The organism is Paracnuella aquatica (genome assembly GCF_003332885.2).
Taxonomy (GTDB): domain Bacteria; phylum Bacteroidota; class Bacteroidia; order Chitinophagales; family Chitinophagaceae; genus Flavisolibacter; species Flavisolibacter aquaticus.
The window spans coordinates 1-17317 of record NZ_QOWJ01000006.1; the positions used below are offsets into that span (position 1 = coordinate 1).

At 49.3% G+C, this 17317-nt stretch carries 17 protein-coding genes; 10 read left to right on the forward strand and 7 right to left on the reverse strand.

Translation table 11 applies throughout. The features are described from left to right. Window positions 1-661 precede the first annotated feature (661 nt). From rplM to tsf, 4 genes are all read left to right on the forward strand, one after another. Window positions 662-1105, forward strand: a complete 444-nt coding sequence (gene rplM / locus DRJ53_RS10205) for a 50S ribosomal protein L13 (RefSeq protein WP_114235751.1) — start codon at window positions 662-664, stop codon at window positions 1103-1105. A 96-nt stretch (window positions 1106-1201) separates the two neighbouring features. Beyond that, window positions 1202-1591 carry a 30S ribosomal protein S9 gene (gene rpsI / locus DRJ53_RS10210; RefSeq protein ID WP_114235537.1) on the forward strand — a complete coding sequence of 130 codons (390 nt, stop codon included), beginning with the start codon at window positions 1202-1204 and terminating at the stop codon, window positions 1589-1591. Window positions 1592-1699: 108 nt separating this feature from the next. Then, window positions 1700-2641, forward strand: a complete 942-nt coding sequence (gene rpsB, locus DRJ53_RS10215; RefSeq protein WP_114235538.1) for a 30S ribosomal protein S2 — start codon at window positions 1700-1702, stop codon at window positions 2639-2641. Window positions 2642-2891: 250 nt separating this feature from the next. Then, entirely contained in the window at window positions 2892-3731 is an 840-nt protein-coding gene (gene tsf / locus DRJ53_RS10220) for a translation elongation factor Ts (RefSeq protein ID WP_114235539.1), read from the forward strand. A gap of 137 nt (window positions 3732-3868) precedes the next feature. On the opposite strand, the gene DRJ53_RS10225 is transcribed toward tsf, so the two are convergent. Both DRJ53_RS10225 and DRJ53_RS10230 read right to left on the reverse strand, forming a co-directional pair. Beyond that, window positions 3869-4324, reverse strand: coding sequence for a hypothetical protein (locus DRJ53_RS10225; RefSeq protein ID WP_114235540.1), 456 nt, complete (start codon window positions 4322-4324; stop codon window positions 3869-3871). A gap of 320 nt (window positions 4325-4644) precedes the next feature. Continuing rightward, window positions 4645-5610, reverse strand: a complete 966-nt coding sequence (locus tag DRJ53_RS10230) for a 1-acyl-sn-glycerol-3-phosphate acyltransferase (RefSeq protein WP_123893489.1) — start codon at window positions 5608-5610, stop codon at window positions 4645-4647. Between the two features lie 163 nt (window positions 5611-5773). On the opposite strand from DRJ53_RS10230, the gene pyrH reads away from it, so the two are divergent. The 3 genes from pyrH (at window position 5774) to pdxH (ending at window position 8432) form a co-directional block, all read left to right on the forward strand. Then, window positions 5774-6487 carry a UMP kinase gene (pyrH, locus tag DRJ53_RS10240; protein WP_114235543.1) on the forward strand — a complete coding sequence of 238 codons (714 nt, stop codon included), beginning with the start codon at window positions 5774-5776 and terminating at the stop codon, window positions 6485-6487. Window positions 6488-6655: 168 nt separating this feature from the next. After that, entirely contained in the window at window positions 6656-7603 is a 948-nt protein-coding gene (locus tag DRJ53_RS10245; protein ID WP_114235544.1) for a hypothetical protein, read from the forward strand. A gap of 184 nt (window positions 7604-7787) precedes the next feature. Next, window positions 7788-8432 carry a pyridoxamine 5'-phosphate oxidase gene (gene pdxH, locus DRJ53_RS10250; RefSeq protein ID WP_114235752.1) on the forward strand — a complete coding sequence of 215 codons (645 nt, stop codon included), beginning with the start codon at window positions 7788-7790 and terminating at the stop codon, window positions 8430-8432. A 214-nt stretch (window positions 8433-8646) separates the two neighbouring features. On the opposite strand, the gene DRJ53_RS10255 is transcribed toward pdxH, so the two are convergent. From DRJ53_RS10255 to DRJ53_RS10275, 4 genes are all read right to left on the reverse strand, one after another. After that, on the reverse strand, window positions 8647-8769 hold the full coding sequence (locus DRJ53_RS10255; RefSeq protein ID WP_114235545.1) for a 30S ribosomal protein THX: 123 nt from the start codon (window positions 8767-8769) through the stop codon (window positions 8647-8649). A 103-nt stretch (window positions 8770-8872) separates the two neighbouring features. Further along, window positions 8873-9175 (reverse strand): HU family DNA-binding protein, encoded by a 303-nt coding sequence (locus tag DRJ53_RS10260; protein WP_277749274.1) that lies wholly within the window; start codon window positions 9173-9175, stop codon window positions 8873-8875. A gap of 231 nt (window positions 9176-9406) precedes the next feature. Beyond that, window positions 9407-9712: a DUF4286 family protein gene (locus tag DRJ53_RS10270; RefSeq protein ID WP_114235548.1), complete on the reverse strand. Its 306-nt coding sequence runs from the start codon at window positions 9710-9712 to the stop codon at window positions 9407-9409. Between the two features lie 113 nt (window positions 9713-9825). Further along, a complete protein-coding gene (locus DRJ53_RS10275; protein WP_114235549.1) occupies window positions 9826-10611 on the reverse strand; it encodes an exodeoxyribonuclease III in 786 nt (261 codons plus the stop codon). Window positions 10612-10756: 145 nt separating this feature from the next. Here DRJ53_RS10275 and DRJ53_RS10280 point away from each other — a divergent pair, with 145 nt between their 5' ends. From DRJ53_RS10280 to DRJ53_RS10290, 3 genes are all read left to right on the forward strand, one after another. Beyond that, on the forward strand, window positions 10757-11494 hold the full coding sequence (locus DRJ53_RS10280) for an LOG family protein (RefSeq protein WP_114235550.1): 738 nt from the start codon (window positions 10757-10759) through the stop codon (window positions 11492-11494). A 131-nt stretch (window positions 11495-11625) separates the two neighbouring features. Then, complete coding sequence (locus DRJ53_RS10285) at window positions 11626-12234, forward strand: HAD family hydrolase (protein WP_114235551.1); 609 nt, start codon at window positions 11626-11628, stop codon at window positions 12232-12234. A gap of 294 nt (window positions 12235-12528) precedes the next feature. Next, entirely contained in the window at window positions 12529-14541 is a 2013-nt protein-coding gene (locus DRJ53_RS10290; RefSeq protein ID WP_114235552.1) for a multicopper oxidase domain-containing protein, read from the forward strand. A gap of 60 nt (window positions 14542-14601) precedes the next feature. Here the strand turns inward: DRJ53_RS10290 and metH are convergent, their stop codons facing one another. Beyond that, window positions 14602-17295: a methionine synthase gene (gene metH / locus DRJ53_RS10295; RefSeq protein ID WP_114235553.1), complete on the reverse strand. Its 2694-nt coding sequence runs from the start codon at window positions 17293-17295 to the stop codon at window positions 14602-14604. Window positions 17296-17317: the final 22 nt, after the last annotated feature.

Genomic DNA, 17317 nt, shown 5'->3' on the forward strand with positions numbered 1-17317 from the left:
CACCGTAAACATTCAGCCCTAAACTACCAAAGTCCAATGGAATATGAAAACCATTACTTTTATTCTTTAACCTAAGCAAGTCAACTGTTCATCAAAACCGGTACACCTCAGGTTGCTGGTGGGCCAAGCAAAGTCCTCCGCCTCACACCAGCAACGGCAAAAAAGCTCAGGCAATAAAAGGAGATTGCTTCGGCGCACCCAATCCATTCTAATAAAAGGTACACCGCTGCGCCTCGCAATGACGGTTGGTGTACAACATTATAAAAAGAGAAGTTGCCTGCCCCGGTTATCCCGCAGATACTACATGGATAGTAAATAGATGGTAAATGGATAGTACATGAAATACAGCTATAGCTACCCTGCCACTACTACCATTCCATAATACCCGCCAAATCGGCGCAAAACCTTCGTGCTCCTTCCCGTCTTCCAGCCTTTGTAGTCCAAAAGCCACCGCAATGGCCCGGGAAAGGTGTGAAACTCACCCATCCAATCCTTATGTTGAAAACTTTTAGTCAAAAATTTTATTAAAAACCAATCAGTTATAAAGGTGCCCTGAAAAATAGTGCCCCGTTTTTTGGGCAAACTGAAAACTGCCCTGTACCTTCGCGGCTCATTTTTTAAAAAGCCACCGGGATGGCAGTGGCAAAACATTATCTTTTTTATGAGCAAACTACATTTTACAACCAAGCATGCGAATGCGGCTACCGTACAACGGGCTTGGCACGTTGTGGACGGTACCAATCAAACCGTGGGTCGTATGTGTGCCCGTATCGCCGCAATCCTGCGCGGTAAGAACAAGGCATACTACACCCCTCACGTTGACACCGGCGACTACATCATCGTCATCAATGCCGACAAGGTGAAACTGACCGGCAATAAAATGGAAGAAAAAGTTTACGACCGCTTTACCGGTTTCCCCGGCGGCCGTAAAGAAGAGCTGGCAAAAGACCTGCTGAAGCGTCGTCCTGAGGTGCTGATTGAGCGTGCCGTTAAAGGCATGCTGCCTAAAAACCGCCTGGGCCGCCAGATGTACAAAAAGCTGTTTGTATACCCCGGCGCCGAGCATCCGCACACTGCACAGCAACCCAAGGAATTAAAATTTTAGTACTTAGTACTTAGTACGCAGTATAAAGACGAAAAGGCAAATAAACCAACCCGTCTAAGTACTAAAATCTAAGTGCTTAAATCTTCTCTAAACAACATGGAAAAGCAAAAGAATGGTGTAGGACGTCGTAAGGAAGCGGTTACCCGTGTATTCCTTTCCAAAGGCTCCGGCAACATCACCGTAAACAATAAAGACTACAAAGTGTACTTCCCGCTGGTATACCTGCAAAACCAGGTAGAGCGTCCGCTGAAGGCTGTGGAAGGACTGGATAAATTCGACATCAAGATCAACGCTGCCGGCGGTGGCGTAAAAGGTCAGGCCGAAGCCGCCATGCTGGGTATTGCCCGTGTGCTGGTCGACGTTAACCCCGAGTTTCGCCCTGCACTGAAAGCAGCAGGCCTGCTGAAACGTGATCCCCGTTCTGTTGAACGTAAAAAATTCGGTCACAAAAAAGCTCGTCGCAGCTACCAGTTCTCGAAACGTTAATCTGGCTTCGAGGCAAGAGTTGCGGGCTGCGGGATGTTTTCTCGAAACTCGAAGCTCACTACTCGCAGCTCTTATCAACCATTGTATTATTTTATTTCAACTACAATCATGGAACAAAATACTTCCCTTCAACAACAACTCCTCGAAGCAGGTGTACACTTCGGTCACCTGAAGAAGAAGTGGAACCCGAAGATGTTGCCTTACATCTTTGCTGAAAAGAAAGGCATTCACATCATCGACCTCAACAAAACCACCGAGTGCATGCAGGAAACTGCAGCTGCCCTGAAACAGGTAGCACGCAGCGGTAAAAAAATCCTGTTTGTTGGTACCAAAAAACAGGCTAAAGACATCGTTACCGAATGCGCTCAGCGTGTGAACATGCCTTATGTTACCGAGCGTTGGCTGGGTGGCATGCTCACCAACTTCAACACCGTTCGTAAGAGCGTGAAGAAGATGCAGAGCATCGAAAAAATGCTGGGCGATGGTTCATTCGACTCGATCACTAAGAAAGAGCGCCTGACCCTTACCCGCGATAAAGACAAAATGGAAAAAGTGCTCGGTGGTATCGCCCAACTGGGTCGCGTACCGGCCGCACTGTTCATCATCGATATCGGTCACGAGCACATCGCACTGGCCGAAGCAAAACGCTTGGGCATCTCCACTTTTGGTATTGTTGATACCAACTGCGATCCCAACAAGGTAGACTTTGCCATCCCGGCAAACGATGATGCTACCAAGTCCATCGCAATCGTTACCAACTATATCACTGCTGCTATTGCAGAAGGTCTGGCCGAGCGTCAGGCTGATAAAGACATCGACGGAGATGACGCTGCAAACGACGAAGAAAACGAACGTCGCGCAGCACGCCTCGAGGCTGAAGCACAAGCCGAAGCTGGTGGCCGTGGCCGTGGTGGTCGTGGTGCTGGCCAGGGAGCTGGTCAGGGCCGTGGCGGTGCACAGCAAGGTTCCGGTGGTCCGGGCCGTGGCCGTAGCGGTGGTGCCAACCGTGGTGGCGGTAGCCGTCCTGGTGGCGGTGGTGGCAGAAGATAATTCTTCCCGCTCCCCCAACGGAGCAATCAGGGTGCAAACCCAACACTTCGTTATTCAGTAGTTCTTTATAAAACAAGTGTGTGATGTGGTAGTGGGCAGCAGAACTCCGGTTTGGCGTCCCTTGCGTCGCACACTTGTGCTTTTATAACACTATCCGGCATCATGCGCATATCGGTACCCGTTAGCATACAAGCTATCGGTTCACGCCATCTGCACATTTGCCCATTTTCAAATCTTCAAATTTACTTCCATGTCTACTGTACAAATTACAGCCCAGGATATCAATAAACTGCGCCAGGCTACCGGTGCCGGTATGATGGATTGCCGCAAGGCCTTGACAGAAACCAACGGCGATTTTGAAGCTGCTATCGACTGGCTGCGCAAGCAAGGCCAGAAAGTTGCCGCCAAGCGCAGCGACCGCGAAGCAAAAGAAGGTGTGGTGATTGCCCGTACATCTGCCGACAACAAGATCGGTTATGTACTCACCATCTCTTCCGAAACCGATTTCGTTTCCAAGAACGCCGACTTCGTTGCCTTTGCACAAAGCATTGCCGACGCAGCTGTTGCCACCGATGCTAAAAGCGCCGAGGAACTGAACGAAGCCACGGTAAACGGTGGTAAAGTATCGGACCTGATCAACGACAAACTGGCTTCTATTGGCGAGAAGATTGGTATTGCTCGTTATGAGCGTGTAGAGGCACCTTATGTAGCTTCTTACATCCACGGTGCTTACCGCATGGGCGTGCTGGTTGCCTTCAACAAAGAAGCTGCCGACGCTGGTAAAGATGTGGCTATGCAAATTGCTGCCATGAACCCTGTTGCCGTTGATGCTGCTTCGGTTCCTGCCGACGTGGTTACCCGCGAACGCGACATTGTAATGGAGCAAATGAAAGCCGATCCGAAAATGGCCGGCAAGCCCGAAGAAATGATTTCTAAAATTGCTGAAGGCAAACTCAATGCATTCTTCAAAGAAAGCACCCTCACTGCGCAGGCTTATGTAAAAGACAACAGCAAGTCTGTTGGCGATTACCTGAAGTCTGTTGACAGCGATCTGAAAGTGATCGAATTCAAGCGTGTAGCACTGGGATAATTCCTGTTGCCGCACTTGCTTCAAACAATAATACAATAGCCCCGGCTTATGCAGGGGCTATTGTATTATATGCCATCTATAAAAGTCCGAAATCTAAAATCCGAAATCCGCAATCTCTAAATCCGCTCATCTCCTCCTTACAAAGGAACCCGCACGCCTACTGCCGGGAAATGTTGTTGCCCATGCAGGCCTTTGTATTGGATGGGTGCTGTTTCCATTTTAAATGAAACACCTGCCCTGCGGGCCTTTTTCTTGTTTTCATCGCCACTCGCAAAAAAGCCAATGGCTGTTCCAATCATGCCAAGCGACAATAGATAGTAGCCGGTATAAGATCTTGAGTCATACGATTCCCGACCACCGGTAAACAGCGGCACAACCACCTCTCCATAAACTTCGTCTGCAACGTCTGCTGAAGCGGTAGCAATAAGGCCCACCACGCCTGCCGGCAGCAACACCCAACCTGCCGTGTGTTGCCGCTTGCCTTTTTGCAGAAAATGATTTGCTTGCTGGCGTAAAAGCAGCGAGTCGGCGTGTTGTGCTGTAGCAGGCATTGCCGCAATAAGCACCAACAACAAAAGCAGTTTATATTTCATAAACCATGATTTTTTCAAAAGCATAACGGTCGACAGGTACAGGATTCAGTTCTTGAATCGAATAGGTAATTGAAAGGAATGGAGAAGGGTAGAGGCAGCTATTGGCTTAGCAACAAGGCCTTTGCATTTAATGATACAACCGCAGCGCAGCATTCAATTGTTCAACTACTATAAAAGTAAAATTCCTTTTACGTAAATGCAATACACCTCCCCACGGCACTGCGCAACATTCTGCATTAGCAAAATGCCTGTTTGATGGTTCAGTTTTTTCAATAAATCATGCAATAAATTTGCGCATAGCTAAAAGGCGCCCTTGCAATTTAACTGCGTTTAATTTGCACATAAGCCCATGCACACACTGGCATCAACAGTAACAACCACAATGCATTTGACCCAATAAAGAACCAGCCAATACCAATAGCAGCCAACAGGTACAGCGGGTAAAATATCAGCAGCATCGCCACCATTATGCTGTCGTAATGATCCACTTCTTTAAAGCTGCCGGCAACAGCCGTAGCTACCCAATAAAACGGAAGGTGCAACAGAGCACCAACGGCCGCCGGCAGCGCAAGCAATACCTTTTTTACAATGGGCGCATTGGTGTTAAAAACGCTTGTTTGCTGCCCCACATCATCCAACGGAATTTCATACACCAGTTGCTCCAACTGCTGGCGCAATTGCTGGTTGAAATAAAAATGCTGCCGGCCTTCCTGTGCATGTGCAGTAATGGCACTGCGTTGGAGCGGCTCGCCAAAAAGTAGGTGCACCGACTTGCCAAACCTTTTGAACGAACTATAATTAAAACCAAGCGGGATAACGGTTACATCAATGCCTGCATCCCACGCCGAAATAGCCAGCCTGGCCGTGCCTTTGCGCAGCGGCCGCAGGTGCCACTCATTTACGCATTTGCCTTCACTAAAAATAAGCACCATGCTTCCCTGCTCAAACACGTTCCTGCATTCGGAAAAAGTAGTGTAGTTGTGCGCCAGGTTTTCCACCCCTTCTGATGGGCGGTACACAGGCAGCAGGCGCAGGCGGCGCAGCAGGCTATTCCACTTGCCTTTAAATGCATCGCCGCGGGCCAGCGAGTACAGTTTTCCTTGCATCAACGTGGTGAGGATGATGCCATCCAAAAAAGAATTGGGATGGTTGGCGGCAAACAACACCGGCCCTTTCAGGTTTAAATATTCAGGTTTATTAATAACCAGCCTGCGGCAATAAATGCGCAGCATCAGGCGGGAATATTGTTTGAGTAAATGGAACAGCACTGCAACAAAGTAAGCCACTTTGATAAAGCTGGCTGCATGATTTTTATCCCCGCTCCATCGGGTAATTATATCACTGTAAAAAGCAAAAGCACTGCATGCAAAAGGAGCAACGTCAATGCGGCATTGTTCAATCCATTATCTTCGCACCGCGCTGCAAAATTTTACTTAATTCAACCACTTTATGCTTCCTAAATACAAACGCATTCTGCTGAAACTTTCCGGCGAAAGCCTGATGGGTGATAAGAGTTTTGGAATGGACCCCGGTGTGATCAACCAGTATGCACTCGACATTAAATCCATTACCGAACTGGGCGTACAGGTGGCAGTGGTAATTGGTGGCGGTAACATTTACCGCGGTATGAACGAAGCAGAAACCGGCATTGAACGGGCACATGGCGATTATATGGGCATGCTGGCCACCGTTATCAACGGCATGGCATTGCAGGCCGGCCTCGAAAAAGTAGGCGTGTACACCCGCTTGCAAAGCGCCATTAAAATGGAGCAGATTGCGGAGCCTTATATCCGCCGCCGCGCCATCCGCCACCTCGAAAAAGGCCGCGTGGTGATCTTTGGAGCCGGCACCGGCAACCCTTATTTTACCACTGATACTGCAGGCTCCTTGCGGGCTATTGAAATAAAAGCCGATGTGATCCTGAAAGGCACCCGTGTGGATGGCATTTACACCGCCGACCCCGAGAAAGATCCGACCGCTACCAAATACGGCACCATTACGTTCCAGGAGTGCATTACGCAAAAACTGAATGTAATGGACATGACCGCATTTACGCTGTGCATGGAAAACAACCTGCCCATCGTAGTATTTGATATGAACCAGCCCGGCAACCTGAAAGACGTGGTAACCGGCGAAAAAGTAGGCACCCTGGTGCACGGCTAACCGGCGCAGCCCGCCAAATTATAAACGATCTAACCCGCTGGATACCTGTAAAATACGGGTGGAACAGCGGGTTTTTTCTTTATTTATAATTGCAAAAAGCAAATATTGCTCAGCTTGCTTTTTCATAACTAAAAAATATGTAGTTTGAAGCGCAATTAAGTACCCTGCATGTACCTTATTTTGTTTAACCTGTCCCTTCTCGAAGTTATTATACTGCCTGCCAGCATCCTTATTTTGGGCTGCGCCATCTATTTTGTTTACACCACCCGCAAGTCATTGCGGCGTATGATGAACACCTACGAGCGGCCGGTAAAGCTGCCGCAGGAAAAGGCAGTGAAAAAATTAGCCACCAAACAAGAGCGGCCACAGCAGCGCAGCACCCCTGCACCCAACCTGAAAAAAGCGGCCGTTTCATGGCCCGAGCCACTGGAATACGAAGCGCCTGCACCGGCCGGTACCGCATCGGTAGCGGGATTAAAAGAAACCTTATTTATGCAGCAGCAAACGCTGGAAAACCTGATGCAAAAGGTGGAGGAGCTGCAGGGCGAAACAGAGGGCAACAACAGCTACAGGGAGGAGAACGACGAACTGCAGGGGCGCATTGAAGAACTGGAACTGGCGCTGATGCGCAAAGAGCAGGAACTGAAAGCCGCCAAGCAGCAAGAAACCGTGGCGCAGCAAATGGCCGGCCGCATTGACGAAGTGTACCGCGAGTTCGAATTGCTGCAGAATAAAATTGCCTCGCTGGAAGCGCAGGCCAATAAGGCCACCAGCCTGAGCCTGGAGCTGGACGACATGAAGCAGGGCTACGAACAACTGCACAAAGACCTGTTGCGTAAGCAGGACAAAATAGAAGAACTGGTGGGCGAAAACCGCCGTTTGCGGTCGGAGCTGAACCTGACGGAGGAAAAACTGGCCGAAGCCAACGCACAGCGCCAGCAACTGATGAAGCGCACCAAGTACCTGCAGGATGCGCAGATCGAATCGCAAAGCGTATCGGAAAGCCAGAGCAAGCTGCAAAAAGAACTGCGCCGCATTGGCGAACTGGAAAGCATGCTCAACCTGATGGCCGAAGAGCGGGACCGCAGCAAAGGCCTGGGAAAAAAGCAGTCGTAAGGCTGAAAGATATTTTCAAGTCAAAATTAAAAAGGCAAAAATCAAAAAGGGTAGCAGCATATACTGTGTTTTCCACTTTTGATTGTTGCCTTTTTGCTTTTTACTTCCCGTTGTTGTTGCTAAAAATCATATGCACCAAACACCGGGGCCTTTACCTTTAGGCCTCACTTTTATTGTACTGCATATGACGCCAAGCATAGCCGATATCCGCAAAGATTACGCGGCCCTCAGCCTGCACGAATCTGATGTTGCCCCCGATCCCATTGCACAATTCAGCACCTGGTGGCAGCAGGTGCTCAACAGCGAGGTGATAGAGCCCAATGCCATGACGGTGGCCACCGCATCGGCCGACGGGTTGCCCGCAGCACGCATTATTTTACTCAAAGGTTTTTCAGCGGAAGGCTTTGTATTTTTTACCAACTACAACAGCTTTAAAGGCATCCACCTGGCCGAAAATCCAAAGGCCTGCCTCGTGTTTTTTTGGCCCGAGCTGGAGCGGCAGGTGCGCATTACCGGTGTGGTAAAAAAAGTGGCCGCAGCAGAAAGCGATGCCTATTTTCAATCAAGGCCTGCGGGCAGCCGCATAGGCGCATGGGCCTCGCAGCAAAGCAGCGTGGTGCCCAACCGCGAGTGGCTGGATGAACAGTTTACACAAAAAGAAAGGGAGTTTGCCAACAGCGAAATTCCAAGGCCGCCGCATTGGGGTGGTTACCTGGTACAGCCCGTGGTGGTGGAGTTTTGGCAGGGCCGTCCCAGCCGCCTGCACGACCGCATACAATATACCTTACAGGAAAATGGCTCCTGGAAGATTGAACGCCTGTCACCATAGGGAATGGTGATGAGACGAACAAGGAATGCTGAACAGAAGAACTAAGGAAAGAATATCGAACAAGGAACAAGGAATGTTGAATGACGAAGGAAAATTATGAATGATGAGTTATGAATTGGGTAAATGTTCCCAATAATTAATAATCCATAATCAATAATTCATCACTCAACTTTAACATTCGTCTGTTCCTTGTTCGATATTCTACAACCCGCTACTATGCTTTTGCGGCAGCGGTCAGCGCTGTATTGGGGTTTTTCTTTTTCGAAGTCGGACGCGACTTGCCAAAAGAACCTTTGAAAATCTTTCCTTTTTTGGTTTTTTTATCTCCTCTACCCATGATTGTATTGATTTGGGTGCAAATTGCTTAAAATTCGGCACATAAAAAAAGCTCCGTTTGCCGCACTGCGGTAAACGGAGCTGAAATGAGGTTGATGCAGCGGTTAGAGTTTTCCGGCAAGCTCTTTACCAGCTTTGAAGCGGGCCACTTTGCGGGCTTTGATTTTAATCACTTCGCCAGTTTGCGGGTTGCGGCCATTGCGGGCAGCACGCTTGGATACGGAGAAAGTACCAAAACCTACCAATGTTACTTTACCATTGCCTTTCAGGGTTTTAGTTACGGCTTCCACAAAAGAATCCAGCGCTTCGTTCGCCTGGGTCTTGGTGATGCCAGCGTCTTCGGAGATCTTGGCTATCAATTCAGCTTTGTTCATAGTGGTTTTTTTAAAATTGAGTGCAACAAAAATAGCCGGTTTTTTAGAGCAGCAAAATAAATTTCATCATGCTGCAAAATGCTTATATAAGGCAAAACCCTTGCGGGATAAAGGTTTTGCCGCTGTGGGCTTGTTTTGTTGTATTGCGGTATTTTTCATGCATTGGCTCAAACCCTTGCCCCGCCTGTGTTTGCTTAATTGATGTTGCACCAAATGCAGGTGGGGCCCGCGTTTGACGCCGTTGTTTTTACAGCCTACTGCCATTTAAGAAATCACTTGCATTACGGAGCGAAAAGAAATAAAACCATCACCCCAACGGTCGAATGCCGCTGCGGCAAGGGCCGGCGCATGTTGCTGCCTGTAACGTTGCAACGTTTCCAAATCGGCTGCATGGTATTGCACAGCGTATGTTGGGCCTTCGCTGTCGTCCGCCTCCAGCAGCCGCACTATTTTAAATTCAGTAAAACAGCCGGTACCCATTACCTCGGGTATATGTTCGGTTTGCATCCACTGCAGCCAGTTGGTTGCTATGGCACTGTGCACTTTGGTGGTAATGTTGTAAATGATCATCGCGGTAAGGTTTGGGTTTGTTCAATGCGTTCAGTAAAGTTCAATTGGTTTAAAATGTTCAATAGGTTCAAAATGTTTTACAAGTACTGAACGCATTGAACAAATTAAACTTACTACACACCGCCGCCATCAACCGCAATATCCATATACACCGGGCAGTGATCGCTGTGTTTTATATCGGGGTAAATGTCTGCTTCTTTGATGTGTGGCTGCAGTGGTTCGGTTACCGAAATATAGTCAATACGCCAGCCTTTGTTTTGCTGCCGCACACTTGGAAAGCGCTGGCTCCACCAGCTGTAGCGGTGCGGCTCATCGGGGCGCATACACCGGAATGCATCTACCCATCCGTTGCTGTATAGTTTGTCCATCCATGCCCGTTCTTCGGGCAAAAAGCCACTGTTCTTTTTATTGCCTTTCGGGTCGTGGATGTCTATTTCGCGGTGGGCAATATTATAGTCGCCACACAGGATGATGTTGGGTTCCGATTGCCGCAGGTGTTGCAGGTAATCATACATTTCATCGAGCCACTGGTACTTGTAGGTTTGGCGCACATCGCCAGCCGTACCCGATGGAAAATATGCATTGATCAGGCGCAGTTTTCCAAACTGCAATTGTATCACGCGGCCTTCGCTGTCGCTTACTTCGTGGCCGGTGCCGCATTGCACGGCATCGGGTTCTATTTTAGAAAAAACAGTAACGCCGCTGTATCCTTTTTTCTGTGCGCAAAACCAGTAATCGTTGTATCCAAGATCACGAAACACAGAAGCATCCACATCGGTTTGCTGCGCCTTGGCTTCCTGTATGCACACCACATCAGCCGGGTGTGTTTGCAGCCATTCGGCAAAACCTTTTTTCATTGCGGCACGCAGGCCGTTTACGTTGTACGAAATGATCTTCATGGAAAAAGAATGGTTGTAACTTGTACAAGATCTATGGTCGATTGACGATTGACGATTGACCAAATGCGGCTTGCAATATACTCCCAAATAGAGCGGCTTTACATTTGCATAAACTGTATTTTTCGGAGCATCTTATTTTACCATTATGGCTGTAAAAAAATACGACCCTATCATTCCGCCCAAAGAGCATGTGTACCTCGAAGGACCCAAGAGCCGCGGCTACGAACTAAGGTTTGCATGGAAAGTTTTCCGCGAGTTGATCCTGGCTTTTCGCACCCTGCATTTTGTGGGGCCCTGCATTACCGTGTTTGGGTCGGCGCGGTTTAAAGAAGACGACAAGTGGTATGAATGTGCACGGGAGTTTGGCAAACGCATTGCCGGCATTGGCTTTACTACCATGACAGGCGGTGGGCCGGGCATTATGGAAGCCGCCAACCGCGGCGCATTTGAAGCCGGCGGCATGTCGGTGGGCTGCAACATCCGCCTGCCTTTTGAGCAAAGCGGCAACCCTTATGTGCAGCGCTCCATGACGTTTGAATATTTTTTTACGCGTAAAACCATTTTGGTAAAATATTCATACGCATTCATCATCATGCCCGGTGGCTTTGGCACCATGGATGAACTGTTTGAAACGCTAACGCTGGTGCAAACAAAAACCATTCATGGTTTTCCCATTGTGTTGTTTGGCAAAGAGTTTTACGAGCCGCTGATGGAAGTGATGGCAATGATGGCCGAAAAGAAAACCATTTCTGAAGAAGACCTGAAACTGGTGCTGCTCACGGATGATGTGGGCGAAGCAATGGATCATATCTACAAATACATACAGGCAAACTACAAAGTAAAACCGCGCCGCCGCCAGTGGTGGCTGCTAGAGAAAAGATGAGGGGATTGACGATTGACGATTTTGGATGTACGATCAAGGGTTACCAAAACAAAATGATTGTATTCTTGCGGCTCTTTGTTTCTTTGTAACCCCAATCTAAAATCGTCAATCGTAATTCGTAAATCAAAAATATGCTTCCCAAAGCCATCATATTCGACCTCGGTAATGTGCTCATCGACTGGAACCCGGCCTATGTATTTGAAAAGGTGATTGAAGATGAAGAACGCCGCAAATATTTCTTTGCCAACATCTGCACTTCCGATTGGAACGAGGAGCAGGATGCCGGCCGCCTGATTGCAGAAGCCACAACGGAACTGGCTGCAAAACACCCCGAATGGAAAACAGAAATTGAAGCCTACTACGGCCGCTGGACGGAGATGCTCGGCGGTGCCATTGAAGGCTCGGTTGAATTGTTCCGCCAAATGAAAGAAGCAGGCCGCTACAAATTTTATGCACTCACCAACTGGAGTGCCGAGCTGTTTCCTATTGCATTGGAGCGCTACGAGTTTCTGCACTGGTTTGATGGCCGTGTAGTGAGTGGCGAGGAAAAGATGCGCAAGCCTGCACCCGAGTTTTACAAAGTACTGCTTGATCGCTACGGCCTGCAACCCGAAGAAACCTTATTTATCGACGATAACCTGCGCAACATCAAAGCCGCAGAAGCTATGGGCATTCCCAGCATCCGGTTTGAAAGCCCGGAGCAATTGCAGGCAGCATTGCAACAGCGCAATGTGCTGTAACCAGTGCTAAATAAGCTACTGCCTTTTTACGGTACCAAATCAAATGCTGCGTCATATACGCAGCATTTGATTTGGTACCTATTCTATGCCTGCAAAATGTTTTTTTATCAATAGCCGCAGCATGGTGCAACGAGCCCATGCGTGCATAAAATTGATATTCACCATTATTGTGTGCGCTGTTTTTGCATGCTGCCGCACATAACCTGCGTCACCGGTTCGGGCGACTTTGGTCACTTGTATTAGGATAATATGTATTGTAATTTTTATACATCTATTACCTAAATAACTGCCATTATGAAATCGAACCATTTAGTGATGCTAGGGGCAGTATTACTCCCCGGCGTAGTAGCGGCCCAGGTGCTGCTCGATCCCAAAACGCAACCGCAGTTTGAAACGCCGCTGCCCATCCCCGCAGTGATTGATGCCACCAGTGGAAAAACGCTGACCCTTCAGATCAGCCAGTTTGATCAACAGCTTGGACTTAGAGACCCGCGCAACAAACATAAGCCGCTAAAGACAACCGTGTGGGGTTACGAACGGTCGTACCCCGGGCCTACCATTGTGGCCAAAAAGGATGTGCCGGTGCGTGTTTTTTACCAAAACAAATTAATGCAGGGCAACCGCCCGCTGCCGCATTTGCTGCCCCTGGATGCGTCCATCAACTGGGCGCTGCACGGCGTGCCCAACTGGCAACAATATGGTGTACCCGTGGTTACCCATTTGCACGGCGGCCATACCGAATCGGCCAGCGATGGACTGCCGGAAGCATGGTACACACCCAATTTTACCCGCACAGGTCCCGACTTTAAAAAAGGCCAGTACCAGCCTTACGAATACAGCAACGACCAGGATGCGGCCACGCTGTGGTACCACGATCATGCAATGGGCATTACGCGTTTAAATGTGTATGCGGGTCTTGCCGGTTTTTATCTGCTTACCGATGACCGCGAAGCGGAACTGCAGGCGCAGCACAAGATTCCTTCAGGGCCATACGATATAGGCCTGGCCATACAGGACCGTATGTTTACATCCGACGGGCAATTGTATTATCCAGCTACACCAGAGGAACCAGGTGCACCAACGCCCAGCATCCTGCCCGAGTTTTTCGGTGATTTTATTTTGGTCAATGGCGCCATCTGGCCGGTGCTGGAGGTGGAGCCCAGGCCGTACCGGTTCCGGATGCTCAATGGGTCCGACTCCAGGTTTTACAATTTGTTCTTGTCAAATGCACAAGGCTTTACACAAATTGGCACCGACAATGGTTTGTTGCCTGCTCCGGTGCCGCTGCAGCAAATGCTGATTGGCCCCGGCGAACGCAGAGATGTGGTGATTGACTTCTCGGGTTGGCAGGGCCAAACGATTATTGTGCACAACGATGCGGCTACGCCTTTTCCCAATGGCGATGCTGTAGATCCTGCCACTGCTGGCAAGGTGATGGCGTTCCGGGTATCGAAACAGCTGAACACAAAGATCCCGAAAGCGGCGCTGCCGGCCAGTTTGCGTACGCCCATACAAATGCTGCCTTATAACGATGAAACAGTGCGGCGCAAGCTGATTTTGTTTGAAGGCATGGATCAATACGGCCGGCTGATGCCGATGCTGGGCACAATGGAGCATGGCGCATTGAAATACGATGACCCGGTAACCGAAAACCCCGCATTGAACAGTACCGAAATTTGGGAGATATACAATGAAACCGAAGATGCGCATCCCATTCACCTGCATCTGGTAACCATGTTGCTCATCAACCGGCAGGAGTTTACTGCAGCAACCATTGATGCTGAAACGGGCAAGCCAACAGGTGTTACACTGGTGGGTGAACCTATGTGGCCAACTGCCGGTGAAGCAGGATGGAAGGACACTTATGTAATGTATCCCGGCCAGGTAATAAGGGTGATTGCACGGTTTGACCGCGCCGGCGAATATGCATGGCACTGCCATATTTTATCGCATGAAGACCATGAAATGATGCGGCCTTATTATGTGGGCAATATGGTGGGCACTGGTATGACCAACAAGGTGAAAGATGCACCCATTGAACTGGAAACAAAAGTAGGCCTGCAGGTATCGCCTAACCCATTCAGCAACGAGCTGTCGGTGGCATTGCGCCTGCCGCAAACAGCAACAGTGGCGGTGAATGTGTATGATGCAAAAGGAGGCCTGGTGCAGAAAATATATTCTGGAAAACGCGATGCGGGTAACCAGCAGTTTACGCTTAACGGAAATACATTGGCCAACGGTGTTTATTTCCTTGAAGTCGTGATTGATGGCCAACGGATGATGCGCAAGATTGTACTGAAGAAATAGCAAACAGCGCTTTTAAAAAAAACGCAGCCTTTTGAGCTGCGTTTTTTATGTTATTAAATGTTATTCAAGCACGGGCCTTAACCAGCGCTCCGCTTCTTCAATACTCATACCTTTTCGTTGTGCATAATCCTGCAACTGGTCGCGCTGAATTTTACCCAAACCAAAGTAATGGCTGCCGGGATGTGCAAAATACCAACCGCACACTGATGCCGGCGGGTTCATGGCAAGGCTTTCGGTAAGCTCGATGCCTATGTTTTCGGTTACGCCTAACAGTGAGAACAGCTTCAGCTTTTCGGTGTGGTCGGGGCAGGCCGGATAACCCGGTGCCGGGCGAATGCCCTGGTAGCCTTCGCGAATCAATTCTTCGTTCGAAAGCTGTTCGTCCTTTGCATAACCCCAATGCTCCGTACGCACCTGGTGGTGCAGGCATTCGGCAAAGGCTTCCACAAACCGGTCGGCAAGGATTTGTACCAAAATTTTATTGTAATCATCGTGCTGGGCGGCAAAGCGGTCAATATGTGCTTTAGCGCCGTCGACAGTTACGGCAAATGCACCCATATAATCCTGCGCTACGGGGCTTACAAAATCGGCCAGCGAAAAGCTGGGTTGCCCGGCCGCTTTTTTATTTTGCTGCCGCAGCGATTCAAGGTTAACTGCGCCTTCTTTTGTTTGCAGTGTGATCGTATCGCGGTTGTTGCTTTGCGCCGGCCAAAAGCCAATCACGCCTCTGGCGGTAAACCATTTTTCATTGATGATTTGCTCCACCATTCTTTGAGCATCGTTGTACAACTTGGTTGCTTCCGCACCAAACTGCGGATCGTTCAATACCTGCGGAAAACGGCCGGGCATTTCCCAACCAATAAAGAACGGGCCCCAATCGATGTAGCGTGCAATGGTTGCCAGGTCAAAGGCCTGGAACACCTGCACATCATCAACGGCTGGTTTAACTGGATTATATGCAGCCCAATCGAACTGTTCTTTTTGCGCCACTGCCTGTTCGTATGTAATGGAGGCCTTGGTTCCCTGTTTGGCGGCAAACTGTTTGCGCAGCCCATCATATTCTTCCGAAACTTGTTGCAGGTAGCCTTCTTTTTGTTCTTTGCTCAGCATGCTGCTTACTGCCGTTACGCTGCGCGATGCATCGAGTATGTGCACCACGCCATTATCGTACTCGGGTGCAATTTTTACGGCTGTGTGTGTCCGTGAGGTAGTAGCGCCGCCAATCATCAGCGGTTGCTTCATGCCACGGCGTTTCATTTCGCGGGCCACATGCACCATCTCGTCGAGTGATGGTGTGATGAGTCCACTCAACCCAATGATATCAACGCCTTCTTTTTGCGCGGTGTCCAGTATTTTATCGGCAGGCACCATTACGCCCAGGTCAATTACTTCATACCCGTTACAACCCAGCACTACGCCTACAATGTTTTTACCAATATCATGCACATCGCCTTTAACGGTAGCCATCAACACTTTTGCGGCACCTGCCGTTTCGGTAGCAGTAGTACCCGCAGCAGCATGCGCTTTCAGTCGTTCTTCTTTTTCTGCTTCGATGTATGGCGTTAAAACGGCCACGGCTTTTTTCATTACCCTGGCGCTTTTTACCACCTGCGGTAAAAACATTTTACCCGCACCAAACAAGTCGCCCACTACATCCATACCGGCCATCAGCGGGCCTTCGATCACTTCCAGCGGACGCGGATACTGTTGCCTTGCTTCTTCAGTGTCGGCATCAATGTATTCGGTAATACCGTTGACCAGCGCATGTTTGAGGCGTTCTTGCACAGAGTTGGCCCGCCATGCTTCGTCTTTTACTTCTTCCTTACCTTTTGCTTTTACCGTTTCGGCAAATGTTACCAGCCGCTCTGTGGCATCGGGCCTGCGGTTGAGGATCACATCTTCGCAAAGTTCACGCAGCTGCGGTTCTATTTGGTCGTACACCACCAACTGGCCTGCATTTACAATGCCCATATCCATGCCCGCCCTGATGGCATGCAGCAGGAACACGGAGTGAATGGCTTCGCGAACATGATCGTTGCCGCGAAACGAAAACGACACGTTACTAACGCCGCCGCTGATCTTGGCCAGCGGCATTTTTTGCTTGATGATGCGGGTGGCTTCAATGAAATCAACCGCGTAGTTGTTGTGTTCTTCTATACCGGTAGCTACGGCAAAAATGTTGGGATCGAAGATGATGTCCTGCGGGTCGAAGCCCACTTGTTCGGTGAGTATTTTATATGCCCGTTCGCAGATGGTGATGCGGCGTTCCAGCGTATCGGCCTGGCCAGCCTCATCAAACGCCATCACTACTATGGCTGCGCCATAAGCCAAGCAGGTATGTGCCTGCTCGATGAATTTTTCTTCGCCTTCTTTCAGCGAAATGGAGTTGACCACGCACTTGCCCTGCACGCATTTAAGACCCGCTTCAATGATCTCAAATTTCGACGAGTCGATCATCACCGGGATTTTGGCAATGTCGGGTTCGCTTTGCATCAGGTTCAGGTAAGTGGTCATGGCCTGCACGCCATCGAGCAGCGCATCGTCCATGTTTACATCGATAATTTGCGCACCGTTTTCCACCTGCTGGCGGGCAACGGAAAGCGCCTCTTCGTATTTGTTTTCGCGAATGAGGCGTGCAAATTTTTTCGAACCCGTTACATTGGTACGTTCGCCTACGTTTACGAAATTCGATTCGGGGCGCACCACCAGCGGCTCGAGGCCGGAGAGGCGGAGATAAGGTTTTATAGCGTTCATTATAATGCATTTGAACCACAGA